The sequence below is a fragment of the Roseateles noduli genome (assembly GCF_050626985.1).
Lineage (GTDB): Bacteria > Pseudomonadota > Gammaproteobacteria > Burkholderiales > Burkholderiaceae_C > Roseateles > Roseateles noduli_A.
The window spans coordinates 6,043,381-6,063,890 of record NZ_CP192463.1; the positions used below are offsets into that span (position 1 = coordinate 6,043,381).

At 69.2% G+C, this 20,510-nt stretch carries 18 protein-coding genes; 11 read left to right on the forward strand and 7 right to left on the reverse strand.

The features are described 5' to 3' along the window. The first annotated feature begins 58 nt into the window (after positions 1 to 58). Together ACQ4L4_RS26345 and ACQ4L4_RS26350 are read left to right on the forward strand one after the other, a co-directional pair. Positions 59 to 1,108 (forward strand): VTT domain-containing protein, encoded by a 1,050-nt coding sequence (locus tag ACQ4L4_RS26345; RefSeq protein ID WP_431101741.1) that lies wholly within the window; start codon positions 59 to 61, stop codon positions 1,106 to 1,108. Positions 1,109 to 1,160: 52 nt separating this feature from the next. Further along, positions 1,161 to 1,739 carry a 3'-5' exonuclease gene (locus ACQ4L4_RS26350; protein WP_377157573.1) on the forward strand — a complete coding sequence of 193 codons (579 nt, stop codon included), beginning with the start codon at positions 1,161 to 1,163 and terminating at the stop codon, positions 1,737 to 1,739. A gap of 45 nt (positions 1,740 to 1,784) precedes the next feature. Here the strand turns inward: ACQ4L4_RS26350 and ACQ4L4_RS26355 are convergent, their stop codons facing one another. The 5 genes from ACQ4L4_RS26355 to ACQ4L4_RS26375 form a co-directional block, all read right to left on the reverse strand. After that, positions 1,785 to 4,235 (reverse strand): diguanylate cyclase domain-containing protein, encoded by a 2,451-nt coding sequence (locus tag ACQ4L4_RS26355; RefSeq protein WP_431101742.1) that lies wholly within the window; start codon positions 4,233 to 4,235, stop codon positions 1,785 to 1,787. A gap of 31 nt (positions 4,236 to 4,266) precedes the next feature. Continuing rightward, entirely contained in the window at positions 4,267 to 4,542 is a 276-nt protein-coding gene (locus ACQ4L4_RS26360; protein ID WP_431101743.1) for a cysteine-rich CWC family protein, read from the reverse strand. Positions 4,543 to 4,564: 22 nt separating this feature from the next. Then, complete coding sequence (locus ACQ4L4_RS26365) at positions 4,565 to 6,118, reverse strand: malonate--CoA ligase (protein WP_431101744.1); 1,554 nt, start codon at positions 6,116 to 6,118, stop codon at positions 4,565 to 4,567. Then, on the reverse strand, positions 6,118 to 7,122 hold the full coding sequence (locus tag ACQ4L4_RS26370; RefSeq protein WP_431101746.1) for a Bug family tripartite tricarboxylate transporter substrate binding protein: 1,005 nt from the start codon (positions 7,120 to 7,122) through the stop codon (positions 6,118 to 6,120). The genes ACQ4L4_RS26365 and ACQ4L4_RS26370 overlap by 1 nt, the downstream gene beginning before the upstream one ends. Before the next feature lie 153 nt (positions 7,123 to 7,275). Beyond that, positions 7,276 to 8,583, reverse strand: coding sequence for a malonyl-CoA decarboxylase domain-containing protein (locus ACQ4L4_RS26375; protein ID WP_431101747.1), 1,308 nt, complete (start codon positions 8,581 to 8,583; stop codon positions 7,276 to 7,278). Positions 8,584 to 8,822: 239 nt separating this feature from the next. Between ACQ4L4_RS26375 and ACQ4L4_RS26380 the strand changes: the two genes are divergently transcribed. From ACQ4L4_RS26380 to ACQ4L4_RS26420, 9 genes are all read left to right on the forward strand, one after another. After that, positions 8,823 to 10,403, forward strand: coding sequence for a sigma-54 interaction domain-containing protein (locus ACQ4L4_RS26380; RefSeq protein WP_431101748.1), 1,581 nt, complete (start codon positions 8,823 to 8,825; stop codon positions 10,401 to 10,403). A gap of 180 nt (positions 10,404 to 10,583) precedes the next feature. Further along, on the forward strand, positions 10,584 to 12,209 hold the full coding sequence (locus ACQ4L4_RS26385; protein WP_431101749.1) for a methyl-accepting chemotaxis protein: 1,626 nt from the start codon (positions 10,584 to 10,586) through the stop codon (positions 12,207 to 12,209). Between the two features lie 329 nt (positions 12,210 to 12,538). After that, complete coding sequence (locus ACQ4L4_RS26390; RefSeq protein WP_431101751.1) at positions 12,539 to 13,741, forward strand: substrate-binding domain-containing protein; 1,203 nt, start codon at positions 12,539 to 12,541, stop codon at positions 13,739 to 13,741. A gap of 56 nt (positions 13,742 to 13,797) precedes the next feature. Next, positions 13,798 to 15,312: an extracellular catalytic domain type 2 short-chain-length polyhydroxyalkanoate depolymerase gene (locus ACQ4L4_RS26395; RefSeq protein ID WP_431101752.1), complete on the forward strand. Its 1,515-nt coding sequence runs from the start codon at positions 13,798 to 13,800 to the stop codon at positions 15,310 to 15,312. Between the two features lie 34 nt (positions 15,313 to 15,346). Further along, positions 15,347 to 16,102: an ABC transporter ATP-binding protein gene (locus tag ACQ4L4_RS26400; protein WP_377157557.1), complete on the forward strand. Its 756-nt coding sequence runs from the start codon at positions 15,347 to 15,349 to the stop codon at positions 16,100 to 16,102. 74 nt (positions 16,103 to 16,176) lie between these two features. After that, positions 16,177 to 16,950: an ABC transporter ATP-binding protein gene (locus ACQ4L4_RS26405; RefSeq protein WP_431105019.1), complete on the forward strand. Its 774-nt coding sequence runs from the start codon at positions 16,177 to 16,179 to the stop codon at positions 16,948 to 16,950. Then, on the forward strand, positions 16,947 to 17,957 hold the full coding sequence (locus ACQ4L4_RS26410) for a branched-chain amino acid ABC transporter permease (RefSeq protein WP_431101754.1): 1,011 nt from the start codon (positions 16,947 to 16,949) through the stop codon (positions 17,955 to 17,957). Before ACQ4L4_RS26405 ends, ACQ4L4_RS26410 begins: the two co-directional genes overlap by 4 nt. A gap of 22 nt (positions 17,958 to 17,979) precedes the next feature. Next, positions 17,980 to 19,047, forward strand: a complete 1,068-nt coding sequence (locus ACQ4L4_RS26415; RefSeq protein ID WP_431105020.1) for a branched-chain amino acid ABC transporter permease — start codon at positions 17,980 to 17,982, stop codon at positions 19,045 to 19,047. After that, the gene (locus ACQ4L4_RS26420) at positions 19,044 to 19,889 is read left to right on the forward strand and encodes an alpha/beta fold hydrolase (RefSeq protein ID WP_431101756.1); all 846 of its coding nucleotides are present in this window, start codon (positions 19,044 to 19,046) and stop codon (positions 19,887 to 19,889) included. Before ACQ4L4_RS26415 ends, ACQ4L4_RS26420 begins: the two co-directional genes overlap by 4 nt. Before the next feature lie 19 nt (positions 19,890 to 19,908). On the opposite strand, the gene ACQ4L4_RS26425 is transcribed toward ACQ4L4_RS26420, so the two are convergent. Both ACQ4L4_RS26425 and ACQ4L4_RS26430 read right to left on the reverse strand, forming a co-directional pair. Further along, positions 19,909 to 20,172, reverse strand: a complete 264-nt coding sequence (locus ACQ4L4_RS26425; protein WP_431101757.1) for a hypothetical protein — start codon at positions 20,170 to 20,172, stop codon at positions 19,909 to 19,911. 1 nt (position 20,173) lies between these two features. Further along, positions 20,174 to 20,386 carry a hypothetical protein gene (locus tag ACQ4L4_RS26430; RefSeq protein ID WP_431101759.1) on the reverse strand — a complete coding sequence of 71 codons (213 nt, stop codon included), beginning with the start codon at positions 20,384 to 20,386 and terminating at the stop codon, positions 20,174 to 20,176. Positions 20,387 to 20,510 lie beyond the last annotated feature (124 nt).

The following is a 20,510-nucleotide window of genomic DNA, read 5'->3' on the forward strand; positions in this document are numbered from 1 at the left end:
GCGCGAAGAATCGCCCCACCGCCGACGGGTGACCTCGGCAGCCGCGACAATGCGGCGCATGCGCGCCCTGATCGACCTGCTGATCCAACACGACTTCCTGCTCGTCTTCCTCGTGACGCTGGCCGCGCGCATCGGTGCGCCGGTGCCGGCGGCGCCGCTGCTGGTGGTGGCGGGCGGACTGGCGGCGGCGGGGCGCCTGTCGGCGGTGTCGCTGGTCGTGGCGGCGGTGCTGGCCAACGTCTTGGGCGACGCCATCTGGTTCATCGCCGGCCGCAGCTACGGCCACCGGGTGCTGCGGCTGCTGTGCCGGGTCTCGCTGTCCCCCGACGTCTGTGTCCGCCAGAGCGAGAGCCTCATCGCGCGCTGGGGCGGCAGCTCGCTGCTGGCCGCGAAGTTCCTGCCCGGCATCTCCGTCGTCGCGGCGCCGATGGCCGGTGCGCTCGGCATGGGCTGGCGCCGTTTCATCGCCTACGACGCCGTCGCCGGGCTGGTCTGGACGGCGTGTTTCCTCGGGCTCGGACTGATCTTCAGCGACCAGATCCAGGACGTGCTGGACTTCCTCTCCAACGCCGGCCTGCTGGCGGTGGCTGCGATCGTCGCGGTGCTCGCGCTCCTGATCGGCAACCGCTGGCGCCGCCGCCGCCAGATGGCGAAGCTGCAGGGCGAGGTCGAACGCATCAGCGTCGAGGACGCCGCCGCGCTCTGCGAGCAGGACATGGCGCCGCTCTTCATCGATGTCCGCAGCGATCCCGGCCGCGCCGCCGATCCGCGCACGCTGCCGGGCGCGCTCAACATCCCCCTGACCCGCCTGCCGGAATACGCCGAGCAGTTGCCCGACGACCGCCTGCTGGTCCTCTACTGCAACTGCCCGAACGAGGTCTCCGCCATCCAGGGCGCGCATGAGCTCATGAAGCGCGGTCATCCGCGCGTGCTGGCGCTGGACGGCGGCCTGGACGGCTGGCACGAACTGCAGCGACGCCAGGGACGGGACCGGGGCGACAGCGGCGACGGTGATGCGGCGGGCCAGGCGCCCCAGGGCCCGACGTCACCTGCCGCCGCTCCCGCGGCTCCGGCGGCCCTGCACTCGGCGACGCCCGCCGTCCCCTGATCTGAGGAGGGGTGGCGCCCGCGGCTGGCCCGGCGCTTGCATACTGGCGCCCATGACCGTTGCCGTCCTGCCCGTCGCCTCGCCGGTCCTTGCGCCGACCATCCTCGACCTGGAGGCGTCCGGTTTCGGGCGCGGCAGCTACCCGATCGAGATCGGATTCGTCGAGGCGGGCGGCCTGCCGTTCTGCTCGCTGATCCAGCCGGCCCCGGAGTGGGAGCATTGGGATGAACAGGCCGAGGCGCTGCACGGCATCTCGCGCGAATTGCTGCTGCGTCATGGCCGCCCGCGCGACTGGGTCGCCGACGAGCTCAACAAGCGCCTGGCGGGCCAGACGGTCTACTCCGACAGCTGGGGCCATGACTACCCGTGGATGAGCAAGCTCTTCGACAGCGTCGGTCGCCTGCCGCGTTTCCGGATCGAGGACCTGCGCCGCCTGCTCAGCGAAGACGAGGCTCAGCGCTGGAACGCGGTCCAGCAGGAGGTCCGTGCCGAGGCGCAACTGCGTCGTCACCGTGCCAGCGCCGACGCCAAGGTCCTGCAGATGACGCTGATGCGCCTCAAGCACGGCGCATCGACGCCGACCGCATCACTGGACGGCCGCGACCCGGGCGACTTCGGCAACTGCGGCTGACCCGCACCCGGCAACGACGTCCGCCGATCCCGGATCGTTCCGACGTCAGCTGATCTCCGTGGGGCCGGAATGGGGCTTGGGGGTCCTGGAGGGATCCCCCATGCCCCGTGGAGAGCCCGCGCCTGGCAGGCCGGAGTCGGCGGCCCCGCCCACCGCGCCCACCGCACCCACCGCGCCCACCGCGCCCACCGCGCCCGCCGCACCCACCGCACCCGACGCAGGCTTGCGCTCCGCGCAGAGGCTCCCGCTCGATCTCCCCCGCCCCGCCCGCTTCGCGCGATAGAGCTGCTCATCCGCCTGTGTGACGAGATCGTCGATGTCGGCCTGCCTCGCCCACTGGACGCAGAACCCGACGCTGGTGCCGATGTGGAGTTCGAGCGCACCGATGCGGAACGGCATCGTCAGCGCGTGCACCAGCTTGTCGGCGACGACCTGCGCGTCGACCGGTTTCGCGACATGGGTGAGGAACACGGCGAACTCGTCGCCGCCGATGCGGGCCACGAGGTCCTGCGGCCGCAGCGCGTGACGCAGCCGGCCGGAGACGGCCTTCAGCAGCGCGTCGCCGACGGGATGTCCGTACTCGTCGTTGACGGGCTTGAAGCGGTCGAGGTCGAGGTACAGCAGCGCCACCAGTTCGTCGCGGTCCGTCGCGCGCCCGAGCGCGGCGTTGACCTGCGACGCGAAGCCGGCGCGGTTGAGCAGCCCGGTGAGCGGGTCCGTGTTGGAGGCCCGCAGCAGCCGCATCTGTTCCTGCTTGACGTCGGTGACGTCGCGCGCGACGCCGTAGGCGCCGATGATCGCGCCGTCGTCGTTGAGCAGCGGGGCGTAGGTGAGCTCGACGTAGCGCGTCTCGCCGCGGTCGTCGCCGTCCAGCGGCATCGGGCGGCTGACGCCGTCGTCGTCGCGCATCTCGACGACGCTGGTCTCGCCCTCGAAGGCGCGCTGGATCAGCGGATGCACGGCCGGGTACAGGTCATCGAAGACGTCCGCCGCGTGGCGGCCCTGCCAGGACCTTTCCGGGATGTCGAAGCGGCGCTCGAAGGCCTTGTTGCAGAACAGCACGCGTTCATCGGTGTCGACGGCCAGCATCATGACGTTGACGCTCTGCGCCATCGCGCTCATGACGGCCTGGCTGCGCTCGCGCTCGCGCCGGGCGGCGAGCTCGGGCGTGATGTCGGCGATCGTGCCGGCGTGCGCGACGATGCGCCCGCCCAGGCGCATCGGCCGCATCCGCAGACGCACCATCAGTTCCGAGCCGTCGCGGCGCGTCAGCTGCCGCACGCGGTCGACCGGTTCCCCCACGGCGACCAGTGCGGCCCACTGCTCGCGCGTCAATTCGCGCTCCGATGGGGAGAGACGGTCCAGCCAGCCCCAGGCCAGGTCCTTGCGGTCGACCTCCAGCAGGCGGAGGTAGGTCTCGTTGGCATACACGGTGCGGCCCTGCAGATCGCAGCGGAACAGGCCCATCGGCGATGCGTCGGCGGTGGCTTCGCGTTCGGCCTCGCGCAGCCGGGTGCGCTGCTGCAGCCGCGTGAACCAGGCCATCAGGCCGACGGCGATCGCGGTGACCACCAGCGAGAAGCCCAGCACCGCGCGCCGCTGCTGCAGGTAGCCGGCGAGGATGCGGTCGCGCTCGAAGGACACGAACAGGCGCAGCGGGTAGTCCTGCAGCACGCGGTAGGAAACGATGCGATCGCGCCCGTCGGCCGGGCTTTTCGTCACCATGAACTGACCGCTGGCCGGCGGGCTCGGCGGCAGCACCTCGCCGCCGGGGACCTGTCGCATGTTGGTGCCGACCAGGCCCGGGACTTCGGGCCAGCGCGCCATGGCGACGCCGTCGTCTCGTTCCAGCAGCACGGCCATGCCCGAGCGTATCGATCGCGTGCGGTACACGCGCAGCAGGGTGTCGAGGTCGATGAAGCCGACCGTCGCGGTGAACGCGCCGGTCGGCGCGCTCAGGCGCGTGGCCATCGGCAGCACGAAGTGGGCGCCCGGCCGCAGCCGGATCGGCGTGCCGAGGACGACGCTCGGTCCGCCGGGACGGCCGAGTTCGGACAGGAAGCTCTTCGGGCCGAGGTCGACATAGGGCTCGCCGGTGACCGACGGGATGCGCCACAGGCGGCCGTCGGCGCTGGCCAGCATCACGTCGGTGATCCCGCGCGAGTTGTCGCGCATCGAATCGGCCAGCAGCGACACGGTGGCGTCGAGGTCCTGGCGCTCGTTCCTGCGCGTGAGCAGCAGCAGGTCCAGCGTGCGCAGGCTGCCTTCGGTCTCGCGCAGCAACTGCTCGGTGTCCTGCGCCGCGTTGAGCGCGATGCTGTGCAGGTCGTCCTGCAGGTCCGCGACCAGCGATTTCGGATAGAGCAGCGCGAACCACAGCACCAGCGCCCACAGCACGACCAGCACCAGCCCCAGCGCCAGGAACGGGCCGAAGACCACCAGGCGTCTCACCTGGAGGCGCTCCGCGACGGACTGGCTGAATGGGGAGGGGGGCATCGGTCGGATTGTGGCCGTGCCAGGTACGCCTTCAAACGCCTAACAACGGGGGCACGGGCGGGTTGTTCGGCGGGTCCGGCACGTGGCTGTCCGGATCGTCGCGGGCCAGCTCGGTCAGGCAGCGCAGGCACAGGCACTGGTCGGGCCAGCGGGCGGCGAGTTCGCGCTTGAGGCCCTCGCCCAACCGCGTGCCGAAGCAGGCGCACCAGCCGTCGTCGACGCCGCAATGGAACCCGCCGCCGCAACGCGGGCAGGCGGTGTTGATGGTGTTGACCGTGTCGGCGGGGAGCGGCGTCGGCGTGCTCATGACGACGGATTGTCGGCGATGCTCAGCCGAACAGCCCCCGATGCCGCTCGCGCAGCAGGTTCTTCTGCACCTTGCCCATCGCGTTGCGCGGCAGTTCGGTCTCGACGAAGACCCGCTTCGGAACCTTGAAGCCGGCGATGCGGTCCTTCAGCGCCGCGACCAGCGTCGCGCCGTCCAGCGCGGCGCCGGATCGCGGCACCACCACGGCGATCACGCCCTCGCCGAAGTCCGGATGCGGCACGCCGACCACGGCCGACTCCGCCACGCCGGGCAGCTCGTTGAGCCAGCCCTCGATCTCCGCCGGGTACACGTTGTAGCCGCCGGTGATGATCAGGTCCTTGCTCCGCCCCACGATCGTCACGTAGCCGCGGTCGTCGCGCCGGCCCACGTCGCCGGTCTTGAACCAGCCGTCGGCGGTGAACTCCTCCTTCGTCTTCTCCGGCATGCGCCAGTAGCCGGCGAACACGTTGGGCCCGCTCACCTGGAGGTGGCCGATCTCCCCGTCGCCCGTGCTGGGGCAGGGCGCGCCCGCGTCGTCGACGACGCGCAGGCCCACGCCCGGCAGCGGATAACCGACCGTGCCGCCGCGGCGCTCGCCGTCCTCGGCCTTGTACGGGTTCGACGTCAGCATGACCGTCTCGCTCATGCCGTAGCGCTCCAGGATCGTGAACCCGGTGCGGCGCTGCCATTCGTGGAAGGTCTCGATCAGCAGCGGCGCGGAACCGCTGATGAACAGCCGCATCCGCGCGCACGCGTCCTTCGTGAGGGTCGCCTGCTCGAGCAGCCGCACGTACAGCGTCGGCACGCCCATGAACAGCGTCGCGTCGGGCAGCCGCGCGATCACGCCGCGCGGATCGAAGCGGTTGAACCACAGCATCTTCGCCCCGGCCAGCAGCGCTCCGTGCGATGCGACGAACAGCCCGTGCACGTGGAAGATCGGCAGCGTGTGGATCAGCACGTCGTCCGCCTTCCAGCCCCAGTAGTGCTTGAGCACCTCGGCGTTGGACAGCAGGTTGCCGTGGCTCAGCATCGCGCCCTTGCTGCGACCGGTCGTGCCGCTCGTGTAGAGGATCGCGGCCAGGTCATCGGCCTTCTTCTCGGCCACCTGGTGCGTGTCGGGCATCTGCACCGCGCGATCCAGCAGCGTGCCGCTGCGGTCCTCGTTCAGCGTGAACACCCACGGCACCTTGGCCTGGAACGCCAGCTTGCTGATCCAGCCGAAATTCTTTCCGGCGCAGACGACCACCGCCGGCTCCGCATTGCCGATGAAGTACTCGAGCTCGGCGGCCTGGTAGGCCGTGTTCAGCGGCAGGTAGACGTAGCCGGCGCGCAGCACCGCGAGGTACAGCAGCAGCGCTTCGACGCTCTTCTCCGTCTGCACCGCGACGCGGCTGCCCGCGGGCAGGTCCAGCGAGTCCAGCAGGTTGGCGATCATCGCCGTGGCGCGGTCGATGTCGCGCCAGCTGTAGCGCTGGCCGGCGTCGGGGCCGTCGGCCAGCTCGATCGCGCAGGCGTCCAGGTCGTCGGAGAAATTCGCGCGCAGCGCGGCGAACAGGTTGGCGTTGGCGGTGTTCATCAATCCAGTTTCGCACCGCTGCGCTTGACCACGTCGGCCCAGCGCAGGACCTCGCCGTGCACGAACTTGCCGAACGCGTCGCCGTAGAGCGTGGGAATGTCGGTGCCCAGGCCGGTCCAGATGTTCTTCAGTTCCTCCGTCGCGTAGGCCTTGCGGAGTTCGGCCTGCATCGCGGCGATCACTTCCTTCGGCGTGCCCTTGGGGGCCCACAGGCCGTACCAGGTGGCGACCTGGTACTGCGGGATGCCGGCTTCCACGGCGCTGGGGATGTCCGGGAAGCCCGGCGCGCGCTTGGAGGAGGCCACCGCCAGCGCCTTGATGCGGCCGCCGCGGATGTGCGCGGCGGACGAGCCCAGGCCGTCGAACATCAGGTCCACCTGGCCCGCCATCAGGTCCTGCAGCGCCGGGCCGGCGCCGCGGTACGGGATATGGGTGATGAAGGTCTGCGTCTGCAGCTTGAAGAGCTCGCCCGCCAGATGGTGCGAGGTGCCGTTGCCCGCCGAGCCGTAGTTCAGCTTGCCGGGGTTCTTCTTGAGCAGCTCCAGCAGTCCCTTCACGTCGGTGACGGGCACCTTCTGCGGATTGATCACGATGACCTGCGGCACGCTGGAGACCAGGGCGACGGGGATGAAGTCCTCCTCGAGCTTGTAGTCGAGCTTCGGGTACATCGCCGGCGCGATGGCGTGATGCACCGCGCCCATGAAGAAGGTGTAGCCGTCCGGCGCGGCCTTGGACGCGAGCGTCGCGCCCACGGTGCCGCCGGCGCCGCCCTTGTTGTCGATGATGAACTGCTTGCCGGTCTGCTTGGTCAGCACGGCGGTCAGCGGCCGCGCGAAGGCGTCGGTGCCGCCGCCGGCCGGGAAGGGCACGACGATGACCACCGGCCGGCTCGGCCAGGCGGCCTGCGCGAACGCCGACGGCGCGATGCCCGCGCCCGCGGCGGACAGGGAAGCCAGGGCGGCGGCGCCCAGCAGGCGGCGGCGGGTCGTGGAACTCTGGGTCATGCGTGTCTCCTGTGGGTCCTGGGGGCCTCTGCGGGCCACGGTGTCGTTGGGCAAGGGTGGAAGGGGAAGGTGTTGGTGCGGATGGATCGGAGGGCTGGAAGGACGTCGGCGGGCGGCGTGGAGGACGTGTAGGCCGTGGCGCAAGCGACCCGCTCAGAGCAGGCTGCCGACGGCGCGCGACGTCGCGATCTCTCCCTGGGTGAAGGCTTCGTGGTGTTGCTCGATGCGGTCGAGGTCGTACAGGTAATTGACCATCATCCCGTGCGACTGTTTCATTCCTTTGGCCGAGCGGTCGCCGCCGGGATTGAGTCGCTCCAGCCGGGCGCCGTTGTCGAGGTGGAAACGCGCGACCGGATCCCCGCCCGGCAGCGGCGTCTGGGCGATGAGGTAGACGGCGGCCAGCCGGCGCAGGTCGGCCTGCAGCGCCTCGTCGTCGAGGGCTCCCGGGCTGGCGAGCTCGGCCGGCGTGTGGTGCTTCAATCGCGCGAGCGCTTCGGCGATGCGCGTGCGTTGCGCCGGTTTCAAGCCTGAAAAACCGGCGTGGCCGGAGAGGGCGGAGGACTCGTCGTCCGTCGACCGGATCGCCTGCAGCCAGGCCGCGAAGCCCGGGAGCGGCGACAGCGTGCAGAACTGCTTGAGCCGCGGCAGCTCCTGCCTCAGATGTTCGGCCACGCGCTTGATCAGGAAGTTGCCCAGCGACACGCCGCGCAGCCCCGGCTCGCAGTTGCTGATCGAATAGAAGACGGCGGTCTTGAAGCTGTTCGGCGGCATCGGTTCGCTGCGCTTGCCGATCAGCGGCGCGATCGCGTCCGGCATGTCGGGCAGCAGCGCGATCTCCACGAAGATCAGCGGCTCGTTCGGCAGCTGCGGATGGAAGAACGCGAACAGCCGCCGGTCCGGCAGCAGGCGTCGCCGCAGGTCGTCCCAGCCGTCGATCGCATGCACGGCCTCGTGGCGGATGATCTGTTCCAGCAGGTGCGCCGGCGAGTGCCAGTCGACCTGGCGCATCTCCAGGAAGCCGGGGTTGAACCACGAGGACAGCAGGTGCAGCAGGTCGGCGTCCACCATGCGCCAGTCCGGGTGCGAGGACAGGCCCTCCAGCAGCCGGCGCCGCATGCGGACCAGCGTGCCCGTGCCGCCGGGCGCGCGGTTCAGGCGGCGGAACAGTTCCTGCCGCGGCGGCTCGCTGACGTCGGTCAGCTGACGCAGCGTCTCGGTGCCGGGCGCGTCGGCATAGGCCTGCGCGGCGCGCAGCACCGCGTCCGGCGCGGGATTGAAGTCGGCGGCCAGCCTGTCGAAGACCGCCGGCCAGGCGTCCGCCGGCAGCGCCCCCATGCGGCCGATCAGGTCATGGGCCAAGCCCAGGCTGTTCGCCTGTCCGCGTTCCGACAGCAGCTTGTGCGCCAACGACAGCACCTGCCTTGCCGCGCGCGCCGAAGTCCAGGAATCCACGATGGCCATGAGGGCGGTTTATAGCCGGATCGCCTCCCGTGCGGCTCGACGAGCGACTCGGGGATTCCCCAGGGCGTGCGACTCCCGGACCGGCCCTCGCACCGGCGAGGCGGCTGCTACATTGGTCCGCACCAGATCCGAGGCGGCGCCGCGCGGCGGCAGCCCGACCCGGACACCCGCGGGCCGCCCCTGCGGCGCGCCCGGCGCGCTGGGGACAGCGGCCAGGACGAACGTCCAGGAGACAAGCCATGAACGACATTCCCCAGGATGCCGAAGCGGTGCTGCGGCTGGCGGCGCAGTCGATGTTCGACGTGCTGGCCAGCACCGCGCAGGGCGCGATGGTGGTCAACCGCGAGCACCGCGTCGTCTGGATCAGCGAGGGCTACAAGCGCTTCCTGCCCGCGCTCGGCTTCCGCGACGAATCCGAGTTCGTCGGCCGCCGTGTCGAGGAGGTCGTCCCCAACACCCTGATGGCGCAGGTCATCGACACCGGCCAGCCCATCCTCGTGGACCTGCTGACGAACAAGGCGGGCACCTTCCTCGTCAGCCGGCTGCCGCTGCGCGGGCCGGGCGGCGACGTCATCGGCGCGATGGGCATGGTCCTGCTGGACCATCCCGAGACGACGATGCAACCGTTGATGAACAAGTTCGCGTGTCTGCAGGCGGAGCTCGACGACACGCGACGCCAACTCGCCGCCGAGCAGTCCCGCAACCGCCGTGCCAAGCACCGCATCGTCGACTTCGTCGGATCGAGCGCGGCCGCGGTCGAGGTCAAGCGCCATGCGCGCCGCGTCGCGCAGACCGAGGCGACGGTGCTGCTGCTCGGCGAGACGGGCACCGGCAAGGAACTGCTCGCGCACGCCATCCACGCGGCCTCCCGGCGCGCGGCGAAGCCGCTCGTGTCGGTGAACATCGCCGCCGTGCCGGAGACGCTGCTGGAGGCGGAATTCTTCGGCGTCGCGCCCGGCGCCTACACCGGCGCCGATCGCAAGGGGCGCGACGGCAAGTTCCGGCTGGCCGACGGCGGCACGCTCTTCCTCGACGAGATCGGCGACATGCCCCCGGCGCTGCAGGCCAAGCTGCTGCGCGTGCTGCAGGAGCAGGAGCTGGAGCCGCTGGGCAGCAACGAGGTCGTGAAGGTCGACGTCCGCGTGATCGCGGCGACCAGCCGCGACCTCGGGGCGATGGTGCAGCGCGGCGAGTTCCGCGCCGATCTCTTCTACCGGCTCAACGTCCTGCCGATCCGCCTGCCCGCGCTGCGCGAGCGGTGCGGGGATATCGAGACGCTGGTCGAGGTGCTGCTGGAAGACATCACGCGGCGCAGCGGCCTGGCGCCGAAGACCTTGAGCGCCGCGGCGCTGCGGGCGCTCGAAGGCAAGACCTGGCCCGGCAACGTGCGAGAGTTGCGCAACGCGCTGGAACAGGCCTTCCTGATGAGCGACGAGGACGAGTTGCTGCCGAGGCATTTCGGACTCCACGAGACGGCGACCCCGACCACCACCACCACCACCACCACCACCACCACCGCGCCCACGATGTTCACGGCGTTCACCACGAGCGATGCGGACGTTGCGCAGGCCGGTGCCCCTCCGAGCGACCTGTCGAGCGTGAGGAGAAGTGGGAGCGAGGAGGGGTACCGGCCTGCGCAACGTGAGCTCGGTCCCACGGAGACCCTGCCCGCCCGCAAGGCCGAGCTGGAGCGCGCCGCCATCGCGCAGGCATTGAGGAGCACCAACGGCAACCGCGTCGCCGCGGCGAGGTTGCTGGCGATCTCCCGCGCCACGCTCTACGAGAAGCTGGCGAAGTACCCCGAACTCGCCTCTGCCTGACGCGTACGGCAGCGCATGCCCCCTGAATGGAGGCCGCGCGACGCCATATCGTCACGTTTGGCCTGTGTTCAAGGGCTTGTTCGAGGGTTCGAGGGGCTTGCCGCACGCCGTGCGGTATGCGCATATTCGAGGCCAGGGCAGACGACGAGGACCGGATGGACCGGCCCGCCCAGGAGACCTATGAACACGCTCACCACGACTGCGACCGGCCTGCATGCGGACATGCCCTCCGGCGCCCGGAATACTTCCAGGAGCGCGGCACCCCGGGCCTGGACGCTGGCCACCAAGCTGCGCGTGGCGGTGCTGGCCGCGGTGGTCGGTTTCGTCGTGCTGGTGATGTGGCTCAGCCACCGCTCCGCGATGAGCCTGCTGGACGTCAAGATGATCACGACGGTCGAGCAGGTGAAGAACGCCGAGCAGATCGCCAAGCGCCACTTCGACCGCATCGGCGCGGGCGGTCTCACCGAGGCCGACGCGAAGAAGCAGGCTGCCGCCGAGATCGGCAAGATCCGTTACTCCGGCAACGAGTACATCTGGATCAACGACATGACGCCCAAGATGGTCATGCACCCGATCAAGCCGGAGCTCAACGACAAGGACCTGTCCGGCAACAAGGACCCGAACGGCCTGAAGCTGTTCGTCGCCTTCGTCGACACGGTCAAGGCGCAGGGCAGCGGCTTCGTCGACTACCTGTGGCCCAAGCCCGGCGCCAAGGATCCGGAACCCAAGCGTTCCTACGTCGCCGGCTTCAAGCCCTGGGGCTGGGTGATCGGCTCCGGCGTCTACATCGACGACGTGTCCGGCATCGCCCGTCGCGACGCGACGGTCGCGCTGGTGCTGGTGATCGCCGTGGGCATCGCCGCGCTGGTCGCGGTCGAATGGTTCGCGCGCGGCCTGAAGCGCCGGCTCAACCAGATGCGCGAAGTCGTCGAGGCCGTCGCCAACGGCGATCTGCGCACGCAGGTGATGGGCGGGGAGGATGTGGGCAACGACGAGATCGGCCAGGTGCTGACGCAGGTCGCCGCGATGCAGGGCCGACTCAGCGATCTGGTGCGCGCCATCCGCGACGCCACGGACTCCATCCAGCATGCGTCGCGCGAGGTCGCGATGGGCAGCCAGGACCTGTCGCAGCGCAGCGAGCAGGCGGCCTCCAGCCTGCAGCAGACGGCGGCGTCGATGCATGAGCTGACGCAACAGGTCACGCACTCCGCGCAGGCGGCGCACCAGACCAATCAATTGGCCATCGGCGCGGCCGATCGCGCCAAGCTCGGCGCCGACGTGATGGGCGAAGTGGTGCAGACCATGGACGGCATCGCCGGTGCCAGCCGCAAGATCGCCGACATCATCTCCGTCATCGACGGCGTGGCCTTCCAGACCAACATCCTCGCCCTGAACGCGGCCGTCGAGGCGGCCCGCGCGGGCGAGCAGGGCCGGGGCTTCGCGGTCGTCGCCTCGGAAGTGCGCGCGCTCGCGCAGCGCAGCGCCAACGCGGCCAAGGAGATCAAGGCGCTGATCAACGACTCGGTCTCGCGCGTCGACGCGGGCGGCGCCCAGGTGGGTCGCGCCGGCGAGGCGATGGGCCAGATCCTCCAGTCGGTGCAGCAGGTCAGCGGCACGGTCGCCGAGATCAGCCAGTCCAGCGCGGGCCAGTCCGACGGACTTGCCCAGATCAACCAGGCCGTGAAGCACCTGGACGACATGACGCAACAGAACGCGGCGCTGGTTGAAGAGACCGCTGCCGCCGCCGAATCGCTGCAGCAGCAGGCCCGCCTGCTCAACGAACACGTGGCGACCTTCCGCACCTGACCGCCTCACCCGGCGGCGCGCGAACGCCCCGCTGTCTGGACTCCGGACACTGCCCGATTTCCGGACAAGGTTCTGATCGCCACCGCACGCCGCTGTCTGGAACCCGGACAGCGGCGTTGTCATTCCGGGAGCCGATCCCACCGGTCTCACGGAGAGGCGCGAGGTCAGCGAGCCTCGATGGGGCCGGAATGACTCTGGGGGTTCCCGGAGGGATGCCCCCTGAGTCGTGGAGTGCCCGCGCCCGGCCGAACGATGTCGGCATGGACCTTGCGAAGGAGGCTCCTCGAGACCGGCGCACGACCGGTCCGCCCCAACAGGAGACAAGTTCCATGACCCATGGCTTCATCCGCGCCGCGGCCGGCGCGGCGCTGGCGCTGTCCGCCGTCTTGAGCATGAGCGCTCCGGCGCACGCTCAAGGCAAGGAAATCCGCATCGCCCATGTCTACAGCCGCACCGGCCCCCTCGAGGCTTACGGCAAGCAGACGCAGACCGGTTTCCTGATGGGCCTGGACTACGCGACCGGCGGCACGATGACGGTGGCGGGCCGCAAGCTCGTCGTCATCGAGAAGGACGACCAGGGCAAGCCCGACGTGGGCAAGAGCCTGCTGGCGGCCGCCTATGGGGACGACAAGGCCGACATCGCCGTCGGCCCGTCCTCGTCGGGTGTCGCGCTTGCATTGCTGCCGGTGGCCGAGGAGTACAAGAAGATCCTGCTGGTCGAGCCCGCGGTCGCCGACTCGATCACCGGCGACAAGTGGAACAAGTACATCTTCCGGACCGGCCGCAACAGCTCGCAGGATGCGATCTCCAACGCGGTCGCGCTCGACAGGCCGGGTACCGTGATCGCGACGCTGGCGCAGGATTACGCCTTCGGCCGCGACGGCGTGAAGGCCTTCAAGGATGCGATCAAGAAGGCCAAGGTGGTCCATGAGGAATACCTGCCGACCACCACGACCGACTTCACCGCCGGTGCGCAGCGGCTCATCGACCGGCTCAAGGACCAGCCCGGCCGCAAGGTGATTTTCATCATCTGGGCCGGCGCGGGGAACCCGTTCAAGATCGCCGATCTCGACCTCAAGCGCTACGGCATCGAGATCGCCACCGGCGGCAACATCCTGCCCGCGATGGCCGCGTACAAGGCGCTGCCCGGCATGGAGGGCGCGACCTACTACTACTTCGGCATCCCGAAGAATCCGGTCAATGAATGGCTGGTCGCCAACCATTACAAGCAGTTCAAGACGCCGCCTGATTTCTTCACCGCCGGCGGCATGAGCGCGGCGATCGCGGTCGTCGAGGCGCTCAAGAAGACCGCGGGCGACACGGCGACCAACAAGCTCATCAAGGCCATGGAGGGCATGAGCTTCGAGACACCCAAGGGCCGCATGACCTTCCGGCCCGAGGACCACCAGGCGATGCAGTCGATGTATCACTTCAGGATCAAGGTGGATCCGGCCTTCGCCTGGGGCGTGCCCGAGCTGGTGCGCGAGATCAAGCCGGAGGAGATGAACATTCCGATTCGCAACAAGCGCTGAGCGCTGGGTGCCCAGCATCAGGCGTTGAAGGTCCGTCGACATCCAGGAGGTTTCCGATGAAGTCATCCGTTGTCAGAAGTTCCGCTACCCGCTTTCTCGTTCCCACCGCCGTGGTGGCCGCGTCGCTCCTGTCGGCGGGCGTCGGCCACGCCGCCGTGCCGCTGCCCTCGCTCAACATCGACAAGACCCAGACCACCGTGTCGGGCCTGTCGTCGGGCGGCTTCATGGCCAACCAGCTCGGTTACGCGCATTCATCGACGTTCAAGGGCGTCGGTGTCTTCGCCGGCGGGCCGTACATGTGCGCCGGCCACAGCAACTACACCGCCTGCATGTACAACGCGACGATCTCGTCGTCCGCGCTGAACACGATGCAGGCCGACCTCAACAACTGGAGCGGCACGGCGATCGACGCCAAGAGCAACGTCGCCTCGCAGAAGGTCTACCTGTTCGTCGGCACCAGCGACACCACGGTCGGTCCCAATCCGATGAACGCGGTGCAGACGCAGTACCTCAACAACGGCGTCACGGCGGCCAACCTCGAGTACGTCCAGCGCAGCGGCACCGCCCATGTGCTGCCCACCGACTTCGATGCCACAGGCAACAACAGCTGTGGCACCAGTGCGTCGCCCTACATCGCCAACTGCGGCTACGACGGCGCGAAAGCCGTGCTCACCAAGCTCTACGGCACGCTGAGCGCGCGCAACAACAGCCCCGCCGCGGCCAACTACATCGAGTTCGACCAGACCGCGTTCAGCACCAACCCCGGCCTCGCGGCGACCGGTTGGGCCTACGTGCCGGCCAACTGCGCGGCCGGCCAGGTCTGCAAGCTGCACGTCGCGCTGCACGGCTGCCAGCAGAACTACGCCACCATCGGCGACAAGTTCGTGAGGAACACCGGCTTCTCGCGCTGGGCCGACACCAACAACATCGTCGTGCTGTTCCCGCAGACCAAGGTCGACAACACCTCGCGTTCGACCTCGGCCAGCGGGCTGCTGCCCAACCCGAATGGTTGCTGGGACTGGGTCGGCTGGTACGGCTCGAACTTTGCGCAGAAGGCCGGCACGCAGATCGCGGCGATCAAGGCCATGGTGGACCAGGTGTCCTCGGGCGGCGGCGGCACGCCCGGCACGCTGCCGGCGCCGGCGTCGGTGACGGCCACCGGCGCGACCAACACCACGATGACGATCGGCTGGGCCGCCGTCACCGGCGCGTCGGGCTACAACGTCTACCGCAACGGCACCAAGGTCACCGCGTCGGCCGTGACCGGCACCAGCTACGGCGACACCGGTCTGTCCCCGGCGACCACCTACAGCTGGACGGTCCGTGCGGTCGACGGCGGAGGCATCGAGGGCGCCGCTTCCGCCCCGGTGAGCGGGACCACGACCGGCGCCGCGGCCACCTGTTTCACCGCGACCAACTATGCCCACACGACGGCGGGGCGCGCCCATCAGAGCGGCGGGTATGCCCTCGCCAACGGCTCCAACCAGAACATGGGCTTGTGGAACGTCTTCATCACGACGACGCTGAAGCAGACCGGCCCCAACTACTACGTGATCGGCACCTGCCCCTGAGGGCGGCGATCGCGCCTGGAAGCTTTCCGCACGCATGCTCGAGACCCATGACCTCACCATCCGGTTCGGCGGCCACACCGCGGTGGATCGTGTCAGCTGCGCCTTCCGTCCGGGCACGCTGACGGCCATCGTCGGGCCCAACGGTGCCGGCAAGACGACCTACTTCAATCTGATCTCGGGCCAGCTCGGTGCGAGCGCGGGTCGGGTGCTGCTCGACGGCGAGGATCTGACGCGACTGGCCGCGCCGCTGCGCACGCGGCGCGGACTGGGGCGCGCCTTCCAGCTGACGCAGCTGTTCCCGACGCTGAGCGTGCTCGAGAACGTGCGCCTCGCCGTGCAGTCGCGGCGCGGGGAGGGCCTGCGGATGTTCTCCGTGTGGCTGAACCACCGCGAGCTGCTCGACGAGGCGCGCGCGATCGTCGAGCGCGTGCGGCTCGGGCATCGCGTCGACGCGCCGGCCGCGAGCCTGCCGCACGGCGACCAGCGCAAGCTGGAGGTCGCGATGCTGATGGCGCTCAAGCCCAAGGTCTACCTGTTCGACGAACCGACCGCGGGCATGAGCGTCGACGAGGTGCCGGTGATCCTCGACCTGATCCGCGCGCTGAAGGCGGAGGGGACGCACACGATCCTGCTGGTGGAGCACAAGATGGACGTGGTGCGGGAACTGGCCGATCGCATCGTCGTGCTGCACAACGGGCAACTGGTCGCGGACGGCGAACCCGAAGCGGTCATCGCCTCGCCGGTGGTGCAGAGCGCCTACCTGGGACTGGCGATGCCGGAGGCCGCATGAACGGGTCCACATCGACGGGCACGCCAACGAGTGCGCCAACGAGCGCGCCGATGGATGCGCCGATGGAGGCCCCGATGGGCGCATCGATGAGCCTGCCGGCGAACAGGACGCTGCTGCGCCTCGACGGCGTGCACACGCACATCGGGGCGTATCACATCCTGCATGGCGTCGACCTGGGCGTCGCCGAGGGTGAAGTCACGATGCTGCTGGGCCGCAACGGCGCCGGCAAGACGACGACGCTGCGCACGGTGATGGGACTGTGGCGCGCGAGCGCCGGGCGCGTGCAGCTCGACGGCCGCGAGATCCAGGCCATGCCGACGCCGGAGATCGCGCGCCTGGACATCGCCTACGTCCCGGAGAACATGGGCATCTTCGGCGACCTGACGGTCCGCGAGAACCTGCTGCTGGCGGCACGCGGCGCCCGCTCGCTCGACGACCTCGACACCACGCGGCTGGACTGGCTGTTCGGGCTGTTCCCCGCGCTGCGCAAGTTCTGGCTGTATCCGGCCGGCAAGCTGAGCGGCGGGCAGAAGCAGATGCTGGCGATCGCGCGCGCGATGGTCGAGCCGCGCCGGCTGCTGCTGATCGACGAACCCACCAAGGGGCTGGCGCCGGCGATCATCCGCAACCTCATCGAGGCGCTGCGGGAGATCCAGCGCGGCCGCGACGGCGCACGGACGACCGTGCTGCTGGTGGAGCAGAACTTCATGGTCGCCCAGGCGCTGGGTGACGGCGTCGCGGTCATGGACGACGGCCGCGTCGTGCATGCGGGCCGCATGGCCGACCTGGCGGCCGATGAGGCGCTGCAGCAGCGGCTGCTGGGACTTTCGCTGGCGGCACATCAATGAACGACACCTCTCCGGTGCCCCAGGCACGTTTCGACGCGATCCCGCTGCTGCTGATCGTCGGGCTGGCGCTGGCGGCACTGCCGCTGATCGGCTCGATGTCGAGCTGGGCGACGCTGACGATCGCCGGCCTCGCGATGGGGCTGATCGTCTTCGTCATCGCCTCGGGCCTGACGCTGATCTTCGGCCTGATGGACGTGCTGAACTTCGGTCACGGCGTGTTCATCGCGCTCGGCGCCTTCGTCGCCACGACGGTGATGGGCGCGATGAACACCTACGGCGGCTTCGTGGCGAGTCCGTCGCTGGCGGCCAACCTGATCGCGGTCGCCGTGGCGGCCTTGGCCGGCATCGTCAGCGCCGCGGCGCTGGGCCTGGTCTTCGAGCGCGTACTGGTGCGGCCCGTCTACGGCATGCACCTCAAGCAGATCCTGATCACGATGGGCGGCATGATCATCGGCGAGGAGCTCATCAAGCTGGTCTGGGGCGCGCAGATGATCCCGCTGCAGCCGCCGGAGTCGCTGCGGGGCGCGCTCGTGGTCGGCGATGTGGCGGTCGAGAAGTTCCGGCTGCTGGCCGTCGTCGTGGGCCTGCTGGTCTTCGCGGGACTGCTGTGGCTGCTCAACCGGACCAAGCTGGGCCTGCTGATCCGCGCCGGCGTCCAGGACCGGGAGATGGTCGAGAGCCTGGGTTATCGGATCCGACGCCTGTTCGTGGCCGTGTTCGTCGCCGGCTCGGGCCTGGCGGGGCTGGGCGGCGTGCTGTGGGGGCTCTACCAGCAGAGCGTGGTCCCGCAGATCGGCGCGCAGGTCAACACGCTGATCTTCATCGTGATCATCATCGGCGGGCTGGGCTCGACGCTGGGGTGTTTCGTGGGCGCGGTGCTGGTCGGATTGATGGCCAACTACTGCGGCTTCCTCGCGCCCAAGGCGGCCCTGTTCTCCAACATCGGCCTGATGGTCGCCGTGCTGCTGTGGCGGCCACAAGGCCTCTATCCGGTCGGACGCCGTTGAACGGAGCGATGCCTTCATGACCCTGATCCGATCCCTGCTGTCGCATGACCTGCCGCGCAGCCGCGTGCTGGCGGCGCTGCTGCTGCTGACCGTGCTCGGACTCGCGCTGGCGCCGTTCGTGTTCCCCGGCACCCGGGCGCTCAACGTGGCGGCCAAGATCCTCGTGTTCATCGTGCTCGTGGGCAGCTACGACCTGCTGCTCGGCTACACCGGCATCGTCAGCTTCGCGCACACGATGTTCTTCGGCATCGGCGCCTACGGCGTCGCCATCGCGAGCTCCCGGTTGGAACCGGGCTTCGCCGCGCTCGTCGTCGGCATCGGCGGCGCACTGGTGCTGTCGCTGCTGCTCGCGCTGGTCATCGGTCTGTTCTCATTGCGCGTGAAGGCGATCTTCTTCGCCATGATCACGCTGGCCGTCGCGGCGGCGTTCCAGGGATTGGCCTCGCAACTGTCCGACTTCACCGGCGGCGAGGACGGGCTGAACTTCCGGCTGCCCGAGCTGCTGTCGCCGTCGACCGAATTCCTCGAGGAGCCCGTGTTCGGCGTCTCCATCGACGGCCGGCTGCTGAGCTACTACCTGCTGTTCGTCGTGACCGTCGTGCTGGTGCTCGCGTTGCTGCGCATCGTCAATTCCCCGTTCGGGCGCGTGCTGCAGGCCATTCGGGACAACGACTTCCGCGCCGAGGCGATCGGCTACCGCCTGGTGACCTACCGCACGCTGTCGACGCTGCTGGCGGCGGTCTTCGCGACCCTCGCGGGCGCCTTGCTGGCGATCTGGCTGCGCTACAACGGGCCGGACACCTCCTTGTCCTTCGAGATCATGCTGGACATCCTGCTGATCGTCGTGATCGGCGGCATGGGCACGATCTACGGCGCGGTGATCGGCAGCGCGCTGTTCGTGCTCGCGCAGAGCTACCTGCAAGACCTGATGCGCGTCGGCGCGTCGGCGGTGGAAGGCGTGCCGGTGCTGTCGCAGCTGATCGCGCCGGAGCGCTGGCTGCTGTGGCTGGGCGTGCTGTTCGTGCTGGCCGTGTACCACTTCCCGAACGGACTGGTCGGGCGTTTGCGGCAGGCGGGGAGGAGAACTTGAAGTCGACGTCGAACTACCTGCGCTGCGAAGGCCGCGAGATTCATTTCCGGGCCTGGGGCGATCCGGCGGGCGAGCCCGTGATCGCATGGCATGGCCTGGCCCGCACCGGGCGCGACATGGACGAGCTGGCCTCCCACCTGGCGGGGTCAGGTCGCTACTTCGTGGTGTGTCCGGACACCCTCGGAAGAGGGTTGTCGCAATGGAGTCCGGATCCGGACAACGAGTACTGCCTCGCGTTCTATGTGAAGCTGGCGGTGGCGCTCGTCGATCAACTGGGGCTTAAGGAGCTTCACTGGATCGGCACCTCGATGGGCGGCGCGATCGGGTTGCTGGCGGCGGCGACATCCTTGCGCGGGCGCATCCGGCGGCTGGTGCTCAACGACATCGGGCCGGAACTCGCGGAACCGGCGATCCAGCGCATCCGCAGCTATGCGGGGGCGCCGTCGGCGTTCGACACGGTGACGGCGCTGGAACAGTACTTCCGCCAGATCTATCAGCCCTACGGCTGGATGAGCGACGCGCAGTGGCGCCGGTTGACGGAGAGCTCGGTGCGGCGGTTGCCCGACGGGCGCGTGACGCCGCATTACGACCCGGCGATGGTGCGCCAGTTCTTCGTCCATCCGGACGATTACAAGCGCTGGACGGAGTGGGACTCGCTGAGCCTGCCGGTGCTGTGCCTGCGCGGCGAGACCTCGGATCTTCTGCTGCCGGAGACGGCCGAGGCGATGCGCGTGCGCGGTCCGCGGGCGGAGGTGGTGACGATCCCGGGCTGCGGCCATGCGCCCGCGCTGAACGTGCCGGAGCACTTCGCGATCGTGCAGCGATTTCTTGAGAACGGATGAGCGTGGTGCATGCAAGCGCTCATCGCTTGATCAGCCAGCCCAGCACGCCGCCGAACACGGCGGTGAGCGTGGACAGCGCCCATTGACGGTTTTCGTCGATCACGCACTGGTCTCGAAGCGTGAACAGGCTGAAGCCGACCAGCACCATCAAGATGACGATGCTCACAAAGAAGAGACCCAGGTCCTTGATCCGGCGAGTGCGTGCATCTGCCCGAGATTCGGGGATTCCCACCTTGGCGTCGAGCAGTTGGGCAGCCCTCGACGTGGCGTCCTCGCTGCTCATGTCAGATCCAGTTGACCTGCGTCTTCAGATGATGCTCCTGGCCTTGGTCGACGAATCCGAGGATCCGGCCATACCGAACCTCGCGGCGCAACTTGAAGTAGGTGTAGAGCGCGCGGTCGATCACCTCGATTTCAGAGCGACGGTCTTCCCTCGCGGCCCAGCGGATGTCGTCGTAGGCTGCGTCGGTCAACGTGGCGGTCAGCGGGACTGGCATGCAGATTTCCTTTCGCATCGGCGCACCCGGACATCGGGTGCGAATCGAAAGTGGAGCACGCAGGCAGCGCTTAACGCCAGCGCTACGACGGGGGATTCCTGGAAGGTTTGCGCGCGATCAATGA

Excerpts from the sequence above, each read along its gene's own strand:
- ACQ4L4_RS26345 (WP_431101741.1), top strand. The coding sequence starts at position 59 with ATGCGCGCCCTGATCGACCTGCTGATCCAACACGACTTCCTGCTCGTC.
- ACQ4L4_RS26350 (WP_377157573.1), top strand. The coding sequence starts at position 1,161 with ATGACCGTTGCCGTCCTGCCCGTCGCCTCGCCGGTCCTTGCGCCGACC.
- ACQ4L4_RS26355 (WP_431101742.1), bottom strand. The coding sequence starts at position 4,235 with ATGCCCCCCTCCCCATTCAGCCAGTCCGTCGCGGAGCGCCTCCAGGTG.
- ACQ4L4_RS26360 (WP_431101743.1), bottom strand. The coding sequence starts at position 4,542 with ATGAGCACGCCGACGCCGCTCCCCGCCGACACGGTCAACACCATCAAC.
- ACQ4L4_RS26365 (WP_431101744.1), bottom strand. The coding sequence starts at position 6,118 with ATGAACACCGCCAACGCCAACCTGTTCGCCGCGCTGCGCGCGAATTTC.
- ACQ4L4_RS26370 (WP_431101746.1), bottom strand. The coding sequence starts at position 7,122 with ATGACCCAGAGTTCCACGACCCGCCGCCGCCTGCTGGGCGCCGCCGCC.
- ACQ4L4_RS26375 (WP_431101747.1), bottom strand. The coding sequence starts at position 8,583 with ATGGCCATCGTGGATTCCTGGACTTCGGCGCGCGCGGCAAGGCAGGTG.
- ACQ4L4_RS26380 (WP_431101748.1), top strand. The coding sequence starts at position 8,823 with ATGAACGACATTCCCCAGGATGCCGAAGCGGTGCTGCGGCTGGCGGCG.
- ACQ4L4_RS26385 (WP_431101749.1), top strand. The coding sequence starts at position 10,584 with ATGAACACGCTCACCACGACTGCGACCGGCCTGCATGCGGACATGCCC.
- ACQ4L4_RS26390 (WP_431101751.1), top strand. The coding sequence starts at position 12,539 with ATGACCCATGGCTTCATCCGCGCCGCGGCCGGCGCGGCGCTGGCGCTG.
- ACQ4L4_RS26395 (WP_431101752.1), top strand. The coding sequence starts at position 13,798 with ATGAAGTCATCCGTTGTCAGAAGTTCCGCTACCCGCTTTCTCGTTCCC.
- ACQ4L4_RS26400 (WP_377157557.1), top strand. The coding sequence starts at position 15,347 with ATGCTCGAGACCCATGACCTCACCATCCGGTTCGGCGGCCACACCGCG.
- ACQ4L4_RS26405 (WP_431105019.1), top strand. The coding sequence starts at position 16,177 with ATGGGCGCATCGATGAGCCTGCCGGCGAACAGGACGCTGCTGCGCCTC.
- ACQ4L4_RS26410 (WP_431101754.1), top strand. The coding sequence starts at position 16,947 with ATGAACGACACCTCTCCGGTGCCCCAGGCACGTTTCGACGCGATCCCG.
- ACQ4L4_RS26425 (WP_431101757.1), bottom strand. The coding sequence starts at position 20,172 with ATGAGCAGCGAGGACGCCACGTCGAGGGCTGCCCAACTGCTCGACGCC.
- ACQ4L4_RS26430 (WP_431101759.1), bottom strand. The coding sequence starts at position 20,386 with ATGCCAGTCCCGCTGACCGCCACGTTGACCGACGCAGCCTACGACGAC.